The following is a 17,832-nucleotide window of genomic DNA, read 5'->3' on the forward strand; positions in this document are numbered from 1 at the left end:
TGTCCCCGCATTTCCCCAGCAACATATCGGTCTGCGACGTGGCGCGATCGCTCTAGCTCGAAAACACTGTGCGGCCCGCCACCAGCGTTTGCAAGACCATGCCTTGCAGCCGCGCACCTTCGAAGCAGGTGTTTTTCGAGCGCGAGCGGATGCCGCTTTCACTCACGATCCAGGGTTCTTCAAGGTCGATCAGCGCAAGATCGGCCGGCGCTCCCGGCTTCAGCGTGCCGCCCGGCAGGCCGAACAGCCTTGCTGGTGCGGTGGACAGTGTTTCGACCAGCCGAAGTAGCGGCACGTCGCCATTGTGGTAGAGCCGAAGCGCTGCTCCAAGCAGCGTCTCCAGCCCGATCGCGCCGGCAGCTGCATCGGCGAAGGGAAGGCGCTTGGTGTCGACATCCTGCGGGTCGTGCGAGGAGACGATGATGTCGATCGTGCCGTCCTTGACCGCCTCGATCATGGCCAGCCGGTCTTCCTCCGCGCGCAAAGGCGGCGTCAGCCGGAAGAAGGTGCGGTATTCCCCGACATCGTTCTCGTTCAGCGACAGATTGTGGATCGCTACGCCCGCCGTGACATTGGCCTTGTCGGCTTTCGCGCGCGTCATCGCTTGCGCTGCCATCGCCGTCGAGATCTTGGCCGCGTGGTAGGCGCCGCGCGTCAGCCGTGCCAGCGCCAGGTCGCGCTCCAGGGGGATGGACTCGGCCTCGCGCGGAATGCCGGCAAGGCCGAGCCAGCTGGCATACAGGCCTTCATTCATCACGCCTGCCGAAGCGAGGTCGCCATCCTGTGTCTCATGTGCGATGACGCCACCGAAATCGCGGGCATAGGTGAGAGCCCGGCGCATCACCAGTGCGCTGGATATTGTGTGCCGCCCATCGGTGAAGGCGACCGCACCGGCCTCGCGCAACAGGCCGAATTCGGTCATCTCGCGACCGGCGAGGCCTTTGGTGATCGCCGCCGCCGGAAAGATGTTGACGCTTGCCGTGTCCCGGGCGGTGCGCAGCACGAATTCGACCAGCGCGACATTGTCGATCACCGGGTCGGTGTCGGGCATCATGACGACGGAGGTGACGCCGCCGGCCGCCGCCGCAACGCTGGCCGAAGCGATGGTCTCGCGATGTTCGCCGCCCGGTTCGCCGATGAAGACGCGCGCGTCGATCAGGCCGGGAATGATCGCCTTGCCGGCGCAGTCGACCACGGTGGCTCCCGCCGGCAGGCCCTGGTTCAGGGCAGCCTTGCCGGCGGCAACGATCTTTTTCCCTTCGACGATGACGGTGCCGACCTCGTCGATGCCGCGTGACGGGTCGACGATGCGGGCGCGCTCAAAGACCGTCGTGCTCATGCGCTCCGGCCCTCGTTGCGGCGCGGGTCGAGCAGCGCTTCCATCACCGCCATGCGCACGGCGACACCCATCTCGACCTGTTCCTGGATGACGCTTTGCGGCCCGTCGGCGATTTCGGACGCAATCTCGACGCCGCGGTTCATCGGCCCGGGATGCATGACCAGCGCGCCGTCCTTGGCGGCCTTCAGTTTTTCGGCATCGAGGCCGAAATAGCGGAAATATTCGCGCACCGAAGGCACGAAGGCGCCTTCCATCCGCTCACGCTGCAGGCGCAGCATCATCACCACGTCGGCGCCCTTGAGGCCCTCGGCCATCGAGCGCGAGACGATGACGCCCATTTTCTCGATGCCGGACGGCAGCAGCGTCGACGGCGCCACGACCCGCACCTGCGCGCCAAGCGCGTTCAAGAGCATGATGTTGGAACGCGCGACGCGCGAATGCAGGATGTCGCCGCAGATCGCTACGATCAGTTTCGACAGCGGCCCCTTGGCGCGGCGGATGGTCAGCGCGTCGAGCAGCGCCTGCGTCGGGTGTTCATGCGCGCCGTCGCCGGCATTGACCACCGAGCAGCCGACCTTCTGCGCCAAAAGGGCGGCGGCGCCCGCAGACTGGTGGCGGATGATCAGGATGTCGGGCCGCATGGCGTTCAGCGTCATCGCCGTGTCGATCAGCGTCTCGCCCTTCTTCACCGAAGAGCTCGCCACCGACATGTTCATGACGTCGGCGCCGAGCCGTTTCCCGGCCAGTTCGAACGACGACTGCGTGCGCGTCGAGGCTTCGTAGAAGAGGTTGATCTGGGTGCGGCCGCGCAGCGTCGAGGTCTTCTTTTCGGACTGCCGCGAAATGGCGACGGCGCGATTGGCCCGGTCGAGCAGGAGCTCGATATCACCGGGGGAAAGATCGCGGATGCCCAGAAGATGGCGGTGAGGATAAAGCGGCAGGGACGAAGCGTCGGTCATCTCAAGGCGCTGCTATAGGGGGGAGAATTCCTTGCCGCAAGCGCCAGCTTGGGATTGCGGCCTTTCTCCCCGGTATTTTCGTCGCGCGCGCCGCCTGGCTTGGGCTATATCTAGCCGATTGCTTCGGATTCGAAGCCTTGTGATGATAAGGCCTTTCTACCGTTGGAAGGCCCTTCTACTTTCAGAAGGATTGGGCGTGACCGACGACGTGACCAACCAGCCGCCGCCGCTGACGGGCGGCAACGCCTGGCGGGGCGATCCGTTGCTGATCCAGCTTGCCGAGCGTTTTTCCGATCCGGTGCGCAAGGACCTCGATGGGCTTGGCCGGTTCGTCCTGACGCAGGAGGCGCAGGAGCTGGCGCGCCTCGCCAATGTCGAGACGCCGAAGCTCCGCACGCATGACCGTCAGGGCCGGCGCATCGACCTCGTCGAATTCCATCCGGCCTATCATGCGCTGATGCGCCGCTCGGTTGCCGGCGGCCTGCATTCCTCGATCTGGGAAAACGGCGATAGCGAGATCGGCCGTCGCCATCAGGTGCGCGCCGCGCGTTTCTACCTGACCGCCGAACTCGAGACCGGGCATCTCTGCCCCATCACCATGACCAGCGCTTCGCTGGCCGCCCTGATGGCCAGCCCAAAGCTGTTTCGCGAATGGGCGCCGCGCGTGACGACGCGCAAATACGACCAGAGCCAGAAGCCGCCGGTCGACAAGGCCGGGCTGACGCTCGGCATGGGCATGACCGAAAAGCAGGGCGGCACCGACGTGCGCGCCAACACCACACGGGCCGAACGCGCCGGCAGCGGCTTTTATCGCCTCACCGGCCACAAATGGTTCATGTCGGCGCCGATGTCGGACGCTTTTCTCGTGCTTGGACAGGCGCCGGAAGGGCTTTCCTGTTTTCTCGTCCCGCGCATCCTCGGCGACGGTTCCGGCAACGGCTTCCGCTTTCAGCGGCTGAAGGACAAGCTCGGCAACCGCTCCAACGCCTCATCGGAGGTAGAGTTCGTCAACGCCATCGGCGAGATGGTCGGCGAGCCCGGCGCCGGCATAAAGACGATCATGGACATGGTCACGCTGACCCGGCTCGACTGCGCCGTCGCCTCGTCGGCAATCATGCGAGCGGGTCTGGCTGAGGCCGTGCATCACGCCCGTCACCGCCAGGTGGCCGGCTCGACGCTGATCGAACAGCCGCTGATGCAGCGCGTGCTGGCGGACATGGCGCTCGATGTCGCCGCCGCCACGGCACTCTCGTTCCGACTGGCGCGCTCCTTCGACGAGGCTGCCGGCGACCGCGGCGAGGCTGCTTTTGCCCGCGCCATGACCCCGGTGGTCAAATACTGGGTCTGCAAGATCGCGCCGCCACTGCTCTATGAGGCGATGGAGTGCCTCGGCGGCAATGGCTATGTCGAGGAAGCGCCGCTCGCCCGCTACTACCGCGAAGCCCCGGTCAATGCGATCTGGGAGGGCTCAGGCAATGTCATGGCGCTCGACGTGCTGCGCGTGCTCGGCCGCGCGCCCGGCCTGTTCGAGGAGGTGCTGGCCGGCATCGACCGCGATCTCGGCGCCGGCGGACGCGGAACCATTGGCGTGCTCAAGGCGGCCATGCAGGTCGCCGGCACCGATGAGGGGTCGGCCCGCCTGCTGACCGAACAGCTGGCGCTGTCGGCGGCAGCTGCGGAATTGCGCCGGCTGGGGGCAGGGCGGATTGCGGACGCCTTCGTCGAGACGCGGCTCGCCGGCCAGTGGCGCAACACCTATGGCATGCTCGATTCGCGCCACGATGCGCGCATGATCATCGACACGCTCTATCCGCCGGTGAATTGAGGGCCTTCCGCCAGGCCTTGAACGAATTTGCCTGCCTGTGGACAGCCGTTAACCTTAACGAATGGTTTCCGTTGCAGCCGCAGGCCGCAGACCCCACTGTCTTTGTCACCAAAGCAGGAATGCCATGCGGCACATTTTGACGTCCTTTCTGGCCTTGCACTGGGCGCTGGTTTTCGCCCTGCTGGCGTTCATCTGTGTCGATGGAAACCGCGGCGTTGCGGGCGCTCTGGGCGTGCTCGGCGTCGTCGTGGAAAACACTCGTCTGGCCGATCTCGACAATGCTGCCGTCGTGGCGCCGCTGGCCATCGCCTTGCTGGTCGTGGCGGTGCTGTTTTGCTGGGTCTTCGTCGAGAGTCTGGTTAACGCCGCAGCGAGCCCGGACGGAGCCGACAGTGTGGCGCGGACCGCCTTCATTTCGGCATCCGCGGTGTTGTCGCTGATCCTGATCGGCGGCGCAGCGCGAGGCATCAACGGCCTGTTTTTGGTTGTCGCCGTGCAATTGGCGGCACTTCTGGCCTCCTATGTCGCCATGCTGGCAGAGCGGAGGTCGGTCTTCGCCGTCATGGTTTCGCGGGAGGCAGAGAGCCGCGCCACCGCCCATGCCATGGCCAAGGGTGCCGCGCACGGCTCCTTGCTGTCGCGCATTTCCGGCCGTCCGGACATTGGTCCCAGCGGTCCCAGAGGCGGTTCCAGCCGCAGGGACGGTCACTGATGCGCACGCTGTTCGCATTGTGGGCCGCGCCACTCGCTCTGTTCTGGGGCTGGTTCTTCCTGTCGCTCAACGACATCAATTTCGGCTACGTCATGCTCAGCCGGCAGCTGCATGATTTCGTGTTCCAGCTCTACGGGCAGATGCTGGGCATCGATCCGGCGATCATTCCGGGCATGGTGGCAAGGGCCTGCGTCTTTGACGGCTTCCTGCTGATGGCATTGTGGGCGTTTCGCCGCCGCCGCAACATCACGGCCTGGGTCAGGCGGCAGGCGGGGAATCCGGCTCCGTCCGATCGCGTGGGTCAAGCGACTGGAGCCGGTCCAGAACTCCCTGCAGAATAAAGGCCGCAGCCGCCGAATCGATCTTGCCGGCGCGCTTTCGGCGCGAGAAATCCATCTCGATCAGCGTCCGCTCCGCCGCCACCGTCGACAGCCGCTCGTCCCACAGCACGAAGGGCAGGTCGGTTATGCCTGCCATGTTGCGCACGAAGGCGCGCGACTTCTGGGCGCGGGGACCTTCCGAGCCGTCCATGTTGATAGGAAGGCCGAGTACAAACGCGCCGACATTATCCTTCTGCAGCTGGGCGAGCAGCGCTGCCGCATCCAGCGAAAACTTTTTACGCAGGATGACAGGGCGCGGATGGGCAAAGGACAGGCCGCGGTCGGAAACGGCGACACCGATCGTCTTGTCGCCGAGGTCGAGTCCGGCCAGCGTCCTGCCGCCCTCCAGCCGTGCCGGCAGATCCTCGATTGCTATGATGCCCAACGGCTTTCCCCAACCAGTTTTACCGTGACCCAGTCTAACCGTGACCCAGACTTGCCGTCACAAAGAGCGCGACACGTTCTTTTGAACCGCGAGCACACTATGTCACTTTAATTTTGCTGCCGGCGTTCTATCTTCCGGCGCAACCAAAATCGAGGAACACGATCGATGAAATTGACCTGGTACGGACATTCCGCCTTCCGCGTCGAGACATCAGGCGCGACCATCCTGATCGACCCCTATCTCGTCGGCAACCCATCATGGACGAGCGGCTGGGAGGGGCCGGCGGAAGGCGTCACCCATGTGCTTCTGACCCACGGCCACAGTGACCATGTCAGCGGCGCGGTGGAGGTGCTGAAGAAGAGCGGCGCCCAGCTGGTCGCCAATTACGAGATCTGCATGTACCTGGTCGGCAAGGGCGTCGACGGCAAGAAGATCAATCCCGGCAATCATGGCGGCACCGTCGATTGCGGTGCCTTCACCACCACATTCGTGCAGGCACTGCATTCCTCGTCGTTTGGGCTCGATGGCGGCCAGAACGTCTACCTCGGCAATCCCAACGGGCTGGTCCTGCATTTCCCGGAGGACAAGACGCTCTACCATATGGGCGACACCGACATCTTCTCCGATATGGCGCTGATCGAGGAATTGCATGAGCCGAAGATCGGCCTCGTGCCGGTCGGCGACCGCTTCACCATGGGCGGCGCGGTGGCGGCCCTGGCCTGCCGGCGCTTCTTCCACTTCGACACCGTCGTGCCATGCCACTTCGGCACCTTCCCGATCATCGACGCGACGGCGGAGAAGTTCGTGGCCGGCCTCGAAGGATCAGGTGTCGACGTAGCCTTGCCAGCCATCGGCCAAACGATCACACTATAGAGCGATCGTTGAAACGATCCCTTGTCGCAAAGGGGAATTAAACCATGGGTTTGAGAGAGACTCTTTGCGTTTCGATGCTGGTCGCTGCGTCGCCCGCATCCGCCGCCGAGGACTTCATCAAGGGCGTTTACCTCCAGACCCAGGAGCTTTGCGCGCAAGCCAAAAAGGACACGCTGCAGACGCTGATCGACACCGGCAATGTCATCTTGTCGGCGGACGGCCTGCAAAGCGTCGAGTATAATTGCGAGTTCGTCCAGGTCACCAAGGCGACGCGCTCGCCGAGCTGGGCGGTCACTGCCATCTGCCAGGAGCCGGGCTTTCTCTTTCCCGATATACTGTCGATCACGCAGATGAACGCGACCCAAATCGACATCGTCTCGGTGCGCCCGACCGCCGACGAAGGCGAGCAGGCCGGCAATGGCGGCAGCTATTATCTGTGCGAGGGTGTATCGCTGCCCTAGGCTGAAATGCCGCCCTGGCATGAACGGGCTCTATCCCCAAGCACGATCGATGTTGCGCGGCACGCGCCACGCCGCTATAGCGCCATCTGGTTTTCCCAAAGGCTAAAGACATGTCCGTTGATCTGCAAACTGTGAAGCGCGTCGCGCGTCTCGCCCGCATTGCGGTGAGCGAGGAGGATGCCGAGCGCATGACCGGCGAGCTGAACGCCATTCTGGGCTTTGTCGAGCAGCTGAACGAGGTCGATGTCTCCGGCGTCGAGCCGATGACATCGGTGACGCCGATGGAGATGAAGAAGCGCCAAGACATCGTCACCGACGGCAACAAGGCCGCCGATATCGTCGCCAATGCGCCGGCCACTGACGAGAATTTCTTCCTCGTGCCGAAGGTCGTGGAGTAGGCGGCCGATGGCAATCGAGATCGCCATCGAAACGCCGCTGCAGGACGATGTCCGCGCTTTGGTCGAGGAGCTCAACGCGGCTCTGCTCGAACTGACGCCGCCGGAGCATTGCTACCATCTGACGGTCGAGCAGATGGCTGGCGACGACACCACCGTCTTTATCGCCCGCGACGACGGGCAAGCCATCGGCTGCGGCGCGCTGAAGCGCCATGATGCCCGCGTCGGTGAGGTCAAGCGTATGTACACGCGGCCTTCGCATCGGGGCAGGAAGATCGGCGCCAAGATCGTCGAACATGTCGAAACGCTGGCGCGCAGCGAAGGGCTGAAGCGTCTGGTGCTGGAAACCGGCGACCGCCATCCCGCCGCCTGGACCGTCTATGAACGCGCCGGCTTCTCGCGCTGCGGGCCGGTGCTGGATTATCCCGATTCCGAGTGGTCGGTGTTTTACGAAAAGAGCCTTTGATGAGCGAACTGACCCATCTGACAATTTCGCAGGCGCGCGCCAAGCTGCGCGCCAAGGAGATTTCTGCCGTCGAAATCACCGAGGCCTATCTCGGTGCCATCGAGCGCGCCAATCCGGTGCTCAATGCCTACATCGTCGTCACCGGCGACAAGGCGCGCGATATGGCCAAAGCTTCCGACGCCAGGCTCGCCAAGGGCGAGGGCGGTGCGCTGGAGGGCATCCCGCTCGGCATCAAGGATCTGTTCGGGACCGAAGGTGTCCACACCCAGGCCTGCAGCCATGTGCTGGACGGCTTCAAGCCGCGCTACGAATCGACCGTCACCGCCAATCTGTGGGCAGACGGCGCCGTCATGCTGGGCAAGCTTAACATGGACGAGTTCGCCATGGGCTCGTCCAACGAGACCTCCTATTACGGCCCTGTCGTCAATCCGTGGCGGCGTTCGCGCCTCGACACGGTGGTGATGCCGACCACGCATCAGGGCGATGGCGGTTTCGTTTCGGCCGGCGGCACGAAGACCGCGCGCACGCTGGACAATGCCCAACTGGTGCCGGGGGGCTCGTCGGGGGGCTCGGCTTCCGCCGTCTCGGCTTTCCTGTGCGCCGGCGCCACCGCCACCGACACCGGCGGCTCGATCCGCCAGCCAGCCGCCTTCACCGGCACCGTCGGCATCAAGCCGACCTATGGCCGCTGCTCGCGCTGGGGCATCGTCGCCTTCGCTTCGTCGCTCGATCAGGCGGGCCCGATCGCCCGGGACGTGCGCGATGCCGCGATCATGCTGAAGTCCATGGCCTCGGTCGACGCCAAGGACACCACTTCCGTCGACCGGCCGGTGCCGGATTACGAGGCGGCGATCGGCAAACCGATCAGGGGCATGAAGGTCGGCATTCCCCGGGAATACCGCGTCGACGGCATGCCGGAAGAGATCGAGGCGCTGTGGCAGAAGGGCATTGCCTGGCTCAGGGATGCCGGCGCCGAGATCGTCGACATTTCGCTGCCGCACACCAAGTATGCTTTGCCGGCTTATTATATCGTAGCGCCTGCCGAAGCATCGTCCAATCTGGCGCGCTATGACGGCGTCCGCTATGGCTTGCGCGTGCCAGGCCAGGACATTGTCGACATGTACGAAAAGACCCGAGCCGCCGGGTTCGGTCAAGAGGTCAAGCGTCGCATCATGATCGGCACCTATGTGCTGTCGGCAGGCTATTACGATGCCTACTATCTGCAGGCGCAGAAGGTGCGCAATTTGATCAAGCGCGACTTCGAGACGGTTTTTGCCGACGGCGTCGACGTCATCCTGACGCCGGCGACGCCGTCGGCCGCCTTCGGCATCGCCGACGAGGACATGGCCGCCGATCCGGTAAAAATGTACCTCAACGACATTTTCACGGTGACCGTGAACATGGCCGGACTGCCGGGCATTGCCGTGCCTGCCGGCCTCGATGCCAAGGGCCTGCCGCTCGGCCTGCAGCTGATTGGCCGTCCCTTCGACGAGGAAACCCTGTTCCAGACAGCCGCCGTTATCGAGCAGGCGGCGGGAACCTTCCAGCCGGAGAAGTGGTGGTAGCATGCCGCCTCCGTCTCGCATTTCCATCGTCGAGACGGGAAACGAACTGCTGATCACGAACCCGCCACGCACCTCGGATTTCAGGACAGTCTTTGTCCTGATCGGGGCCGCGATCGTCGCCTACACCGGCTACATGGGATTGACGGATATGTCGTCCGCAACGCTCACCAGCGGCACGCTCGGCCTGCTGTCCTTCGTGGCGGTCATTGCCCTCTTCACCTATTTCCTGGGCAAGGATTTCATCTGGCGGGTGTTCGGCAGGGAAACCCTGCGGCTGACCGACACCGCAGCCGTGCGCTCGGTGAGGGGTTCTTTGCGAAATCGGTGGTCACTGCCTTTGAAAGGGCATCTTAGGGTCGAAATCCTCGACCATACCTATCCCACGGACGAAGTGGGACTGTCGGAAGTCATCAGCTTGACCAACGCGAACGGCGCCCTTGTTTTCGGCAGGGAGTTAAGCCGCCTCGAAGCGGAAGCGGTAGCGAGTGCGGTCGAGCACTTCACCGGCCGTCACAATTTGAGCTGGAGATAGGCAGGCAATGTTCTTCTATCTCTCCAAGGTATTCTGGTTCTTCGTCCAACCACTTAACCTGGCGATCTTCCTGCTGCTTGCCGGCTTGCTCGCGGCGCTGATCGGCCGCCGGCGATTGGCGGCGACGGGCAGTGTGTTCGCCTTCCTGATTCTGGCGCTGTCGGCCTGGACGTCGCTTGGCGCCATGATGCTCAATCCGCTCGAAGAGCGCTTCCCAAAGCCGCCGCTGCCGCGGAAGGTCGACGGCATTGTCGTGCTCGGCGGCGGCTTCGAGGGCGCCATCAACTTGGCGCGCGGCGGCTATGAGCTGAATTCCGGCGGCGACCGCATGGTCGAGGCGGCGATCCTTGCCCGGCGCTTTCCCGAGGCGAAAGTGGTTATCTCGGGCGGCACCGGTGAACTGTTCATCGATGGCGAGGGGGATGCGGCCACCGCGCCGCGGCTGCTCGGTGCGCTTGGCGTCGACGCCGATCGCCTGATGCTCGAGAGCAAATCCCGCAACACCTATGAGAATGCCGTCTTCACCAAGGAACTGGTAACGCCGAAATCGGGCGAAACCTGGCTGCTGGTGACCTCCGCCTTCCACATGCCGCGCGCCAAGGCGCTGTTCGACAAGGCCGGCTTTCACACGGTCCCGTGGCCGGTCGACTATCGCACCTCGGGCAATGAAGGCTTTGGCCTGTTTCGCGACAACGCACCCGATTCGCTGCAGACCACGACCATGGCGATCCGCGAATGGATCGGGCTCGCCGCCTATTGGCTGTCGGGCCGGATCGACCAGCTTTTCCCCGGCCCGGGCGGCTGACCGATCACGGCTTGCCTAGCGGCGGAAAAGAACTGACGCCGCACCAGCACTGCCAGTAGCAGCAGCGTCGACAGCACGAACACGATCGGGTCGACGAACCAGCCGAGATAGCCGATCGAGAAGAACACCGCGCGCAGGCCTGAATTGAAATGCTTGCCGGCCAGCATGTTCATGCGCGCCGCGCGCCACACCGCCGTTTCGCTGACCGGGTTGCGTGACGCCTCGCCATAGGGGATCGGCACCGCGCCGATCAGGATCGTGCAGTAGTTGAAGAGACGGTAGGCCCAGCCAAACTTGAAGAAGGCGAAGGCCAGGATCAGCACCAGGCCAAAGACCTTGATCTGAAAGGCGGAGCGCGATGAGGTCGCGTTCAACGGCAGGTCGTTCAGCACGTCAAGGACCTGATCCGAGGCGCCAAGCAGCGCGAAACAGCCACCGAGCGCAATCAGCGAACTGGAGGCGAAAAAGGCGGTGCCTTGCTGCAGGCCGCTCATGATGGCGGTGTCGACGATGCGGATTTCGCGCTCGGCCATGGTGCGCATCCAGGCCTCGCGCTGCACGTTCATGGCCATCGTCAACGACACCCGGCTGACCAGTCTGCCGTCGGACGCCAGCGTATGCAGCAACCATGCGAGCAGGAAAAAAGCCAGCGCCGCCAGATCAGCCGTCGACAGATGGAAGGAATCGCCCATGCCCCCTTTTACCACAGCCAAAGCGGTCAGTTCGATGCTCCAAAGCATGTCGCCCAAAAGTGAGCTGCGGTTCTGGGACAACCACATGCATTAAAACAAGAACTTAAAGCGCGTCGCATGAATCCGTTTCAGCGCGACGCGCTTTCAGCCGGGGATGTCGCTGCCGGAGCAAACAAGGTCGGCAGGTGCAGCGCCGCAATCCGCAAAACAGCACAAACATCATGGAAAGTCCTATATGTAGGTCTTGATCCCATTCCCGGAGACGGCGCAGCGTGTTTCTTTCGGTTTTCGACTTGTTCAAGATCGGCATCGGACCGTCGAGTTCGCACACGATGGGACCGATGACGGCGGCGCGGCGGTTTCTCGACGAGATCGCCGGAGATGACTGGCCGCGCCCGGCCGGAGTCAAGGTCGATCGCATTGGCGCCAGCCTGCACGGCTCGCTCGCCTATACCGGTATCGGCCACGGCTCGGATCGCGCCGTTGTCCTCGGCCTTGCCGGCCTGACACCGCAGACGGTCGATCCCGATCAGGCCGAAGGCATCGCCACGCGCATCGCCGCCGAGAAGCGGATATCGCCACACGGCCATCCCTCCTATCGCTTCGACCCGGCGACGGATCTGGTGCTCGACCGCAAGACGCCGCTCACCGGCCACGCCAACGGCATGGCCTTCTACGCTTACGATGCCGGCGACCGGCTGCTGCTCAAGCGCATCTATTATTCCATCGGCGGCGGCTTCGTGGTGTCCGAGGAAGAGCTGCAGCGGATGAAGGTCAAGGGCTCGGTGACCACAGAAGGCAAGAAGGTGCCCTATCCCTTCAAGAACGCCGTCGAGATGCTGAAGATGGCAGGCAAAAGCGGCCTGTCTATCGCCGACATGAAGCGCATCAATGAAGAGACGCATATGTCGCGCGAGGAGCTCGACAGCGGCCTTGATGCGATCTGGGGCGCCATGAAGGGCTGCATCGACCGCGGCCTGTCGCAGGACGGCATCATGCCGGGCGGGCTGAAAGTGCGCCGTCGTGCCCGCATGCTGCACGACAAGCTGCAGGAGCAATGGCAGCAGAACAAGCCCAACCCTTTGCTGGCCAATGACTGGCTGTCGATCTACGCCATGGCGGTGAACGAAGAGAACGCGGCCGGTGGACGCGTCGTCACCGCGCCCACCAATGGTGCGGCCGGCACATTGCCGGCGGTGCTGCGTTACTGGCTGCATTTCCACCCCGAGGCTGACCAGCCGAGCATCCGTGACTTCCTGCTCACGGCGGCCGCCGTCGGCGGCATCATCAAGACCAATGCCTCGATCTCCGGCGCCGAAGTCGGCTGCCAGGGCGAGGTCGGCTCGGCCTCGGCGATGGCTGCCGCGGGTCTCTGCGCCGTCATGGGCGGCACGCCCGAGCAGGTCGAGAACGCCGCCGAAATCGCGCTCGAACATCATCTCGGCATGACTTGCGATCCAGTCGGCGGTCTGGTCCAAGTGCCTTGCATCGAGCGCAACGCGCTCGGCGCCGTCAAGGCGGTCACCGCCGCCTCTCTGGCGATCAAAGGCGACGGCGTCCATTTCGTGCCGCTCGACGCCGCGATCGAAACAATGCGCCAGACGGGCCTCGACATGAACGAGAAGTACAAGGAAACCAGCCTTGGCGGGCTCGCCGTCAATGTCGTGGAATGCTGACCGCGCAACGCCACTGGCACTGTGGAGAAGTCGGGCAGGGCCGTTGACGCAATCGCGCGCCGGACTAAACCTTAAGCGATGGCACTCAATCTCCTAAAACTGTGCGTCGGTTGCGACAGCGTCGAGGACCTCGAAGAATGGATCGCCTTTCGCGTCGATGAGCGCCGCCGCGCCGGCGAACCCGCCGAGCACTGGCACACCACCCGCATGGTGCCGGCGCGCGGCGCCGAGGTGACCGATGGCGGTTCGCTTTATTGGGTGATCAAGGGCAGCGTGCAATGCCGCCAGCTGATCACTGATATCAGGCCCTTCACCGACGACGAAGGCATCGGCCGTTGCCGCCTGATGCTCGACCTCGACGTCGTGCGCACCGACTGGCAGCCGCGCCGCGCCTTCCAGGGCTGGCGTTATCTCAAACCGTCGGATGCGCCCGCCGATATCGGCAAGGGCAAGGCCGGAATGGTCGAGATGCCGCCGAAACTGAAGCGCGAGCTCGCCGATCTGGGCTTGCTGTAGAGCCAAGGGCGCGGCCGCTTCTCCCAGAGCGTCGAGCGCTGGCCCTTCATCTTGTCCAAGGCTGGACTTGCAAGGGGCCCGACAACGCCACATCTTGCTTCTTATGAGCGACAAGAAGCAGCGCGTGCCCGCAAGGGCCAGTCCTGCGCCGGTCAAGCCTCAATCCAATGCCGGCGAGATCGACGCCTTCATCCGTCAGGCCCGGACGCTTGCCGCGTCCGCGACCGGCTCCGGGCGGCTGATCCTTGCGCTCGACGCCACGATGAGCCGCCAGCCGACCTGGGATCTCGCCACCAAGCTGCAGGGCGAAATGTTCGACGCCGTCGGCAAGGCCGGAACTCTCAGCGTCCAACTGGCCTATTTTCGCGGGTTGGGCGAGTGCCGCTCGTCGGCTTTTGTCGCCGATACTGATGCCCTGAAGCAGCTGATGACGCGGATCGACTGCCGTGCCGGCCACACCCAGATCGGCAAGGTGCTGGCGCATGCGCTAAAGGAAACGGCGGCGGCCAAGGTCAACGCTCTGGTCTATATCGGCGACGCCATGGAAGAGGATATCGACGAGCTGGCGCAGAAGGCCGGCAGCCTCGGTCTGCACGGCGTTCCCGTCTTCGTCTTCCAGGAAGGCCATGATCCCGGCGCAGAAAAGGCGTTCAAGGAGATTGCGCGGCTGTCCAAAGGGGCTTGGTTCCGATTTGATCGGCGGGCTGCCGCGACCTTGGCCGGGCTGCTTTCGGCGGTTGCCGTCTATGCGACCGGCGGATTGAAGGCGCTCGAGGCAAGGGACAGGCCGGGAGACCGGCTGCTGATCGAGCATCTCAGGGGCGGCGGGAATTGATGGGCGCTATCATTGCACTTGTTGCACTGTTTCTGGTGCTGCTCGGCGCGGCGACGATCTTTGTCCGCGCCGATGCGAAAAGACTGGCAAGCGGCATGCGCACGCTCGGGCCGGTGCTTCTGGCGCTGGTCGGGCTTGCCGTTCTGGTGGTCGGGCGCGAAGGCATTGCCGGCCTCATCCTGGCCGCGGCCCTTGCCTGGTACGGTTCGATGCGAATGAAGCGGCCGTCGGTCGGGCCGGAGCCCGGCAAGCGCTCGACGGTGCGGACCGCCGCACTGGAAATGGAGCTTGATCACGATACGGGCGGGCTTGAAGGCCTGGTTCTGGCCGGCCGCCATGAAGGCAAGATGCTGGGCGCGATGGGCCTGGCCGAGTTGCAGCAGCTTTACCGCGAACTCTCCGGCGACCCGGAGAGCCGCCAGCTCCTAGAGACGTATCTTGACGGCCGTTTTCCCGTCTGGCGCAAAGACGCTGAGGCGAACGGTGGCGAAGGGTTGGGTGTTGCGCCAGGTGCGGGCGCCATGACTAAGGAGGAGGCCTACAAGATCCTTGGTCTTGAAGCGGGGGCCGCCGCGGCGGATGTCCGCAAGGCGCACCGCCGCCTGATGCAGCGCCTGCACCCCGACATCGGCGGCACGTCTTTCCTGGCGGCGCGGATCAACGAAGCCAAGGACGTCTTGCTCTCCAATCACAACTAGTCTCCTTCGACGCAGTAAATTTCCGGGAGATGGTTCCGACGCCGCCCTACTGTTGGACTGCGTAGCAGGCGATTTTCTTTTTCTTCAGGGCATTGCAGGCATTCCAGGCCGCGTCCTTCGAGCCGAAGCCGCCGAACCGGGCGCGGTAATAGGTCTCGCCATCCTTCTCGAAGGCGACGGTGAAACCGGAAGCAGCCGCAAGAACCTTGGGCGCCTGCTTGGCGGTCTTGTCGAGGAAAGCCTGGGCTTCGGACTGCTTGGGCGACGACGCCACCTGCACCGCCCAACGAGCCGGCACCGAGGCCGTGTTGACCGGGTCGACCGCCTTTGGGGATGCAGGCGTGGGTTCGGCGTAGGCAGCCACAATCTGCGCAGTTTCGACCTTCGGCGCCGTCACGATGACGGTCTTGACCTTCCTGGTCTTGACGACGGGGGCGGGCTCTTCGACCGCGGCCACCGTCTGTTCGTCGGCAGACTGGCCTTCAGCAGACTGCTCGTCAGCGGATGTCGGATCGTCATTGGACGCTACGGCATCGTCTTCAACCATCGGCTTGCCATCCGGCGTCGGCGCGTCATGCTTGGGCAGGAAGACCTTGGCCAGCGCCTTGACCGGATTGTCGCCGCCGGCCTTGGCGACCAGGGCGCCGCCGCCGCGGGTCGATGCGCGCGGCATGTATGCGTTGATCAGGCCGGCCATCTGGTTGTCGCGGCTGCGCCCCGAAGTGCCGCCCATGACGACGGCGACGAGGCGGCGGTTGCCATCCGAAACCGACGAGACCAGGTTGAAGCCGGAGGCGCGGGTATAGCCGGTCTTGATGCCGTCGACGCCCTTGATGCGGCCGAGCAGGCGGTTGTGGCCATTGATGCGCTGGCGGCCGTAAAGGAAGGAGCGCTGCGAGAAATAGCCGTAATACTGCGGATAATGTTCCCTGAGCGCTATGCCAAGCATCGCCATGTCGTGGGCGGTTGTGAACTGGCCGGGATCGGGCAGGCCGTTGGCATTGCGAAACACGGTGCCGTCCATGCCGAGCGCGCGCGCCTTGGCGGTCATCATGCGGGCGAAATTGCTTTCGCTGCCGCCGAGCAGTTCGCCGAGCGCGGTCGCCGAATCATTGGCCGACTTGGTCACCATCGACAGGATGGCGGTTTCGACCGAAACCGCTCCGCCCGCCTTGACGCCGAGCTTGGTCGGCGGTTCGGCCGCCGCTTTGGCCGAGAACGGCACGGGCGTGTTCCTGCTGATCCGGCCCTTCGCCATGGCCTCGAAGGTCAGATAGAGCGTCATCATCTTGGTCAGCGACGCCGGGTAGCGCCGGCCGTTGGCATCGGACGAATAAAGCACCTTGCCGGTCTTGGCGTCGACGACGATCGCCGAAGACCTGGCGGCCATCGAGGACGCGGCATCCGCAACGACAAATGACATCGCCAAAGCGAGGATCATGATCGTTTTGAGGGAAGATGCGGATTTTGAACCGAAGACCGACAACGCCTGACGCACTGATAGTTCCTTTGAAACTCATTGCCATGGAGGCGGCAAAGGGATCCGACCTCACTTGTCGTCAAACTATCGCGGCCAGCGTTACCAATCCGTTTATGGTAACCGGCGCGTTCACCATTTTCCTCGGGCTTGAGCTTTTCTTTATTCGAATTTTAGCTGTTGCCGGCGCAGCGCGGCCTGATGCCGCTGAAATCTTGACTTTTGTGCAGCGCACAATATATTCTCGTGCATTGCACAACCGCGCTCAGGCAAGGGCGCTTCAAAACGCCAAGGGAAACGTCAAATGACCCAGACCTACGAGGACTTCTCGAAATACGGCAAGGAGTTTGCCGATACCGGATTGAAGAGCTTCACCTCGCTCTCCAAGGGCGCGCAGGCGATCGCCACTGAAGCTGGCGAATACACCAAGAAGAGCTTCGAAGCCGGCAGCGCCGCGGTCGAAAAGCTGTTCTCCGCCAAGTCGCTGGAAAAGGCGGTCGAGATCCAGTCCGACTTCGCCAAGCAGAGCTATGAGAGCTTCGTTGCCGAGGCGACCAAGTTCGGCGATCTCTATGCCGATCTCGCCAAGGAGGCTTACAAGCCCTTCGAATCGATTGTCGCCAAGGCGAAGTAATTTCGCTCGAGAATACCAGGCACGGCCTTTCGGGCTTGCAAAACAGACCCGGTCGCGGATGCGCGGCCGGGTTTTTTCATGCCGGTTTCAATTCCGGGGCTTTGGCGGTTCACGATTTTGAAAATCGCCTCGGTTTGCCCACCTAGCCATATTGTCAGCTAACAAGAAGGGCTTAAAATCGTCCATCGAACACCTACATATCGAACTCGCCATGGGGATTCGAAAGAGGCAGGATTACGTGACTTCAGGTTTGACTGCCACGACAAGCGTGGTGCGGATGCAAAGTGACGGCGACGGCAATGAGGCCGGTCGCGGCACAGCCGTCATTACGCGCACCAAGACCAAGACCAAGAAGCCCAGCCTTTACAGGGTCCTCATCCTCAACGACGACTATACGCCCATGGAGTTCGTGGTTCACGTCCTGGAGCGTTTTTTTCAAAAGGACCGCGAAGCCGCCACACGCATCATGCTTCATGTTCACAATCATGGGGTGGGCGAGTGCGGGGTCTATACATTCGAGGTGGCCGAGACCAAAGTGTCTCAGGTCATGGATTTCGCCCGACAGAATCAGCATCCGCTGCAATGCGTGATGGAGAAGAAGTGAGGT

The 17,832-nt window shown here is 63.5% G+C and carries 22 protein-coding genes; 17 read left to right on the forward strand and 5 right to left on the reverse strand.

Annotation, left to right across the window (positions count from 1 at the left end; translation table 11 throughout):
• Positions 1-52: 52 nt before the first annotated feature.
• Positions 53-1,339 (reverse strand): dihydroorotase, encoded by a 1,287-nt coding sequence (locus NKI46_RS24300; protein WP_023706213.1) that lies wholly within the window; start codon positions 1,337-1,339, stop codon positions 53-55.
• Positions 1,336-2,298 carry an aspartate carbamoyltransferase catalytic subunit gene (locus tag NKI46_RS24305; protein WP_352459342.1) on the reverse strand — a complete coding sequence of 321 codons (963 nt, stop codon included), beginning with the start codon at positions 2,296-2,298 and terminating at the stop codon, positions 1,336-1,338. The genes NKI46_RS24300 and NKI46_RS24305 overlap by 4 nt, the downstream gene beginning before the upstream one ends.
• Before the next feature lie 142 nt (positions 2,299-2,440).
• Between NKI46_RS24305 and NKI46_RS24310 the strand changes: the two genes are divergently transcribed.
• The 3 genes from NKI46_RS24310 to NKI46_RS24320 all read left to right on the forward strand — a co-directional run bounded on the left by NKI46_RS24310 (position 2,441) and on the right by NKI46_RS24320 (position 5,176).
• Positions 2,441-4,123, forward strand: coding sequence for a DNA alkylation response protein (locus NKI46_RS24310; RefSeq protein ID WP_502896836.1), 1,683 nt, complete (start codon positions 2,441-2,443; stop codon positions 4,121-4,123).
• A 124-nt stretch (positions 4,124-4,247) separates the two neighbouring features.
• Complete coding sequence (locus NKI46_RS24315) at positions 4,248-4,835, forward strand: hypothetical protein (RefSeq protein ID WP_023688597.1); 588 nt, start codon at positions 4,248-4,250, stop codon at positions 4,833-4,835.
• Positions 4,835-5,176 carry a DUF6105 family protein gene (locus tag NKI46_RS24320; RefSeq protein WP_023738703.1) on the forward strand — a complete coding sequence of 114 codons (342 nt, stop codon included), beginning with the start codon at positions 4,835-4,837 and terminating at the stop codon, positions 5,174-5,176. Before NKI46_RS24315 ends, NKI46_RS24320 begins: the two co-directional genes overlap by 1 nt.
• Here NKI46_RS24320 and ruvX read toward each other — a convergent pair.
• Positions 5,094-5,600 (reverse strand): Holliday junction resolvase RuvX, encoded by a 507-nt coding sequence (gene ruvX, locus NKI46_RS24325; RefSeq protein WP_023724364.1) that lies wholly within the window; start codon positions 5,598-5,600, stop codon positions 5,094-5,096. The genes NKI46_RS24320 and ruvX overlap by 83 nt on opposite strands.
• 165 nt (positions 5,601-5,765) lie before the next feature.
• On the opposite strand from ruvX, the gene NKI46_RS24330 reads away from it, so the two are divergent.
• The 7 genes from NKI46_RS24330 to NKI46_RS24360 all read left to right on the forward strand — a co-directional run bounded on the left by NKI46_RS24330 (position 5,766) and on the right by NKI46_RS24360 (position 10,697).
• The gene (locus NKI46_RS24330) at positions 5,766-6,473 is read left to right on the forward strand and encodes a metal-dependent hydrolase (protein ID WP_023684673.1); all 708 of its coding nucleotides are present in this window, start codon (positions 5,766-5,768) and stop codon (positions 6,471-6,473) included.
• Positions 6,474-6,517: 44 nt separating this feature from the next.
• On the forward strand, positions 6,518-6,934 hold the full coding sequence (locus NKI46_RS24335) for a hypothetical protein (RefSeq protein ID WP_023670998.1): 417 nt from the start codon (positions 6,518-6,520) through the stop codon (positions 6,932-6,934).
• A gap of 110 nt (positions 6,935-7,044) precedes the next feature.
• Positions 7,045-7,332 carry an Asp-tRNA(Asn)/Glu-tRNA(Gln) amidotransferase subunit GatC gene (gene gatC, locus NKI46_RS24340; RefSeq protein WP_023670999.1) on the forward strand — a complete coding sequence of 96 codons (288 nt, stop codon included), beginning with the start codon at positions 7,045-7,047 and terminating at the stop codon, positions 7,330-7,332.
• A 7-nt stretch (positions 7,333-7,339) separates the two neighbouring features.
• Positions 7,340-7,795: a GNAT family N-acetyltransferase gene (locus NKI46_RS24345; RefSeq protein WP_023671000.1), complete on the forward strand. Its 456-nt coding sequence runs from the start codon at positions 7,340-7,342 to the stop codon at positions 7,793-7,795.
• Complete coding sequence (locus NKI46_RS24350; RefSeq protein ID WP_352653215.1) at positions 7,795-9,360, forward strand: amidase; 1,566 nt, start codon at positions 7,795-7,797, stop codon at positions 9,358-9,360. Before NKI46_RS24345 ends, NKI46_RS24350 begins: the two co-directional genes overlap by 1 nt.
• Before the next feature lies 1 nt (position 9,361).
• Positions 9,362-9,892 (forward strand): hypothetical protein, encoded by a 531-nt coding sequence (locus NKI46_RS24355; RefSeq protein ID WP_023712360.1) that lies wholly within the window; start codon positions 9,362-9,364, stop codon positions 9,890-9,892.
• A 7-nt stretch (positions 9,893-9,899) separates the two neighbouring features.
• Positions 9,900-10,697 (forward strand): YdcF family protein, encoded by a 798-nt coding sequence (locus NKI46_RS24360; protein ID WP_352748230.1) that lies wholly within the window; start codon positions 9,900-9,902, stop codon positions 10,695-10,697.
• On the opposite strand, the gene NKI46_RS24365 is transcribed toward NKI46_RS24360, so the two are convergent.
• On the reverse strand, positions 10,646-11,389 hold the full coding sequence (locus NKI46_RS24365) for a DUF599 domain-containing protein (protein ID WP_352653224.1): 744 nt from the start codon (positions 11,387-11,389) through the stop codon (positions 10,646-10,648). The genes NKI46_RS24360 and NKI46_RS24365 overlap by 52 nt on opposite strands.
• Before the next feature lie 272 nt (positions 11,390-11,661).
• Here NKI46_RS24365 and NKI46_RS24370 point away from each other — a divergent pair, with 272 nt between their 5' ends.
• From NKI46_RS24370 to NKI46_RS24385, 4 genes are all read left to right on the forward strand, one after another.
• Positions 11,662-13,065, forward strand: a complete 1,404-nt coding sequence (locus NKI46_RS24370) for an L-serine ammonia-lyase (RefSeq protein ID WP_023700741.1) — start codon at positions 11,662-11,664, stop codon at positions 13,063-13,065.
• A gap of 78 nt (positions 13,066-13,143) precedes the next feature.
• Entirely contained in the window at positions 13,144-13,581 is a 438-nt protein-coding gene (locus NKI46_RS24375) for a DUF1489 family protein (protein WP_023815779.1), read from the forward strand.
• A gap of 103 nt (positions 13,582-13,684) precedes the next feature.
• Positions 13,685-14,416: a hypothetical protein gene (locus NKI46_RS24380; protein ID WP_023752224.1), complete on the forward strand. Its 732-nt coding sequence runs from the start codon at positions 13,685-13,687 to the stop codon at positions 14,414-14,416.
• The gene (locus NKI46_RS24385; RefSeq protein ID WP_352653214.1) at positions 14,416-15,114 is read left to right on the forward strand and encodes a DnaJ domain-containing protein; all 699 of its coding nucleotides are present in this window, start codon (positions 14,416-14,418) and stop codon (positions 15,112-15,114) included. The genes NKI46_RS24380 and NKI46_RS24385 overlap by 1 nt, the downstream gene beginning before the upstream one ends.
• A gap of 46 nt (positions 15,115-15,160) precedes the next feature.
• On the opposite strand, the gene NKI46_RS24390 is transcribed toward NKI46_RS24385, so the two are convergent.
• Positions 15,161-16,555, reverse strand: a complete 1,395-nt coding sequence (locus NKI46_RS24390) for an SPOR domain-containing protein (RefSeq protein WP_502896837.1) — start codon at positions 16,553-16,555, stop codon at positions 15,161-15,163.
• Positions 16,556-16,623: 68 nt separating this feature from the next.
• Between NKI46_RS24390 and NKI46_RS24395 the strand changes: the two genes are divergently transcribed.
• From NKI46_RS24395 to clpS, 3 genes are all read left to right on the forward strand, one after another.
• On the forward strand, positions 16,624-16,899 hold the full coding sequence (locus NKI46_RS24395) for a hypothetical protein (RefSeq protein WP_156929783.1): 276 nt from the start codon (positions 16,624-16,626) through the stop codon (positions 16,897-16,899).
• On the forward strand, positions 16,896-17,225 hold the full coding sequence (locus tag NKI46_RS24400) for a phasin family protein (protein ID WP_023671011.1): 330 nt from the start codon (positions 16,896-16,898) through the stop codon (positions 17,223-17,225). Before NKI46_RS24395 ends, NKI46_RS24400 begins: the two co-directional genes overlap by 4 nt.
• A gap of 277 nt (positions 17,226-17,502) precedes the next feature.
• Entirely contained in the window at positions 17,503-17,829 is a 327-nt protein-coding gene (gene clpS, locus NKI46_RS24405; RefSeq protein WP_023671012.1) for an ATP-dependent Clp protease adapter ClpS, read from the forward strand.
• Positions 17,830-17,832: the final 3 nt, after the last annotated feature.

Source organism: Mesorhizobium sp. M0615 (assembly GCF_040320805.1).
Taxonomy (GTDB): Bacteria; Pseudomonadota; Alphaproteobacteria; order Rhizobiales; family Rhizobiaceae; genus Mesorhizobium.

Bases quoted from the DNA above. Each gene is read 5' to 3' on its own strand.
- NKI46_RS24300 (WP_023706213.1), bottom strand. From the start codon at position 1,339: ATGAGCACGACGGTCTTTGAGCGCGCCCGCATCGTCGACCCGTCACGC.
- NKI46_RS24305 (WP_352459342.1), bottom strand. From the start codon at position 2,298: ATGACCGACGCTTCGTCCCTGCCGCTTTATCCTCACCGCCATCTTCTG.
- NKI46_RS24310 (WP_502896836.1), top strand. From the start codon at position 2,441: ATGATAAGGCCTTTCTACCGTTGGAAGGCCCTTCTACTTTCAGAAGGA.
- NKI46_RS24315 (WP_023688597.1), top strand. From the start codon at position 4,248: ATGCGGCACATTTTGACGTCCTTTCTGGCCTTGCACTGGGCGCTGGTT.
- NKI46_RS24320 (WP_023738703.1), top strand. From the start codon at position 4,835: ATGCGCACGCTGTTCGCATTGTGGGCCGCGCCACTCGCTCTGTTCTGG.
- NKI46_RS24330 (WP_023684673.1), top strand. From the start codon at position 5,766: ATGAAATTGACCTGGTACGGACATTCCGCCTTCCGCGTCGAGACATCA.
- NKI46_RS24335 (WP_023670998.1), top strand. From the start codon at position 6,518: ATGGGTTTGAGAGAGACTCTTTGCGTTTCGATGCTGGTCGCTGCGTCG.
- gatC (WP_023670999.1), top strand. From the start codon at position 7,045: ATGTCCGTTGATCTGCAAACTGTGAAGCGCGTCGCGCGTCTCGCCCGC.
- NKI46_RS24345 (WP_023671000.1), top strand. From the start codon at position 7,340: ATGGCAATCGAGATCGCCATCGAAACGCCGCTGCAGGACGATGTCCGC.
- NKI46_RS24350 (WP_352653215.1), top strand. From the start codon at position 7,795: ATGAGCGAACTGACCCATCTGACAATTTCGCAGGCGCGCGCCAAGCTG.
- NKI46_RS24355 (WP_023712360.1), top strand. From the start codon at position 9,362: ATGCCGCCTCCGTCTCGCATTTCCATCGTCGAGACGGGAAACGAACTG.
- NKI46_RS24360 (WP_352748230.1), top strand. From the start codon at position 9,900: ATGTTCTTCTATCTCTCCAAGGTATTCTGGTTCTTCGTCCAACCACTT.
- NKI46_RS24365 (WP_352653224.1), bottom strand. From the start codon at position 11,389: ATGGGCGATTCCTTCCATCTGTCGACGGCTGATCTGGCGGCGCTGGCT.
- NKI46_RS24375 (WP_023815779.1), top strand. From the start codon at position 13,144: ATGGCACTCAATCTCCTAAAACTGTGCGTCGGTTGCGACAGCGTCGAG.
- NKI46_RS24380 (WP_023752224.1), top strand. From the start codon at position 13,685: ATGAGCGACAAGAAGCAGCGCGTGCCCGCAAGGGCCAGTCCTGCGCCG.
- NKI46_RS24385 (WP_352653214.1), top strand. From the start codon at position 14,416: ATGGGCGCTATCATTGCACTTGTTGCACTGTTTCTGGTGCTGCTCGGC.
- NKI46_RS24390 (WP_502896837.1), bottom strand. From the start codon at position 16,555: ATGATCCTCGCTTTGGCGATGTCATTTGTCGTTGCGGATGCCGCGTCC.
- NKI46_RS24400 (WP_023671011.1), top strand. From the start codon at position 16,896: ATGACCCAGACCTACGAGGACTTCTCGAAATACGGCAAGGAGTTTGCC.
- clpS (WP_023671012.1), top strand. From the start codon at position 17,503: ATGCAAAGTGACGGCGACGGCAATGAGGCCGGTCGCGGCACAGCCGTC.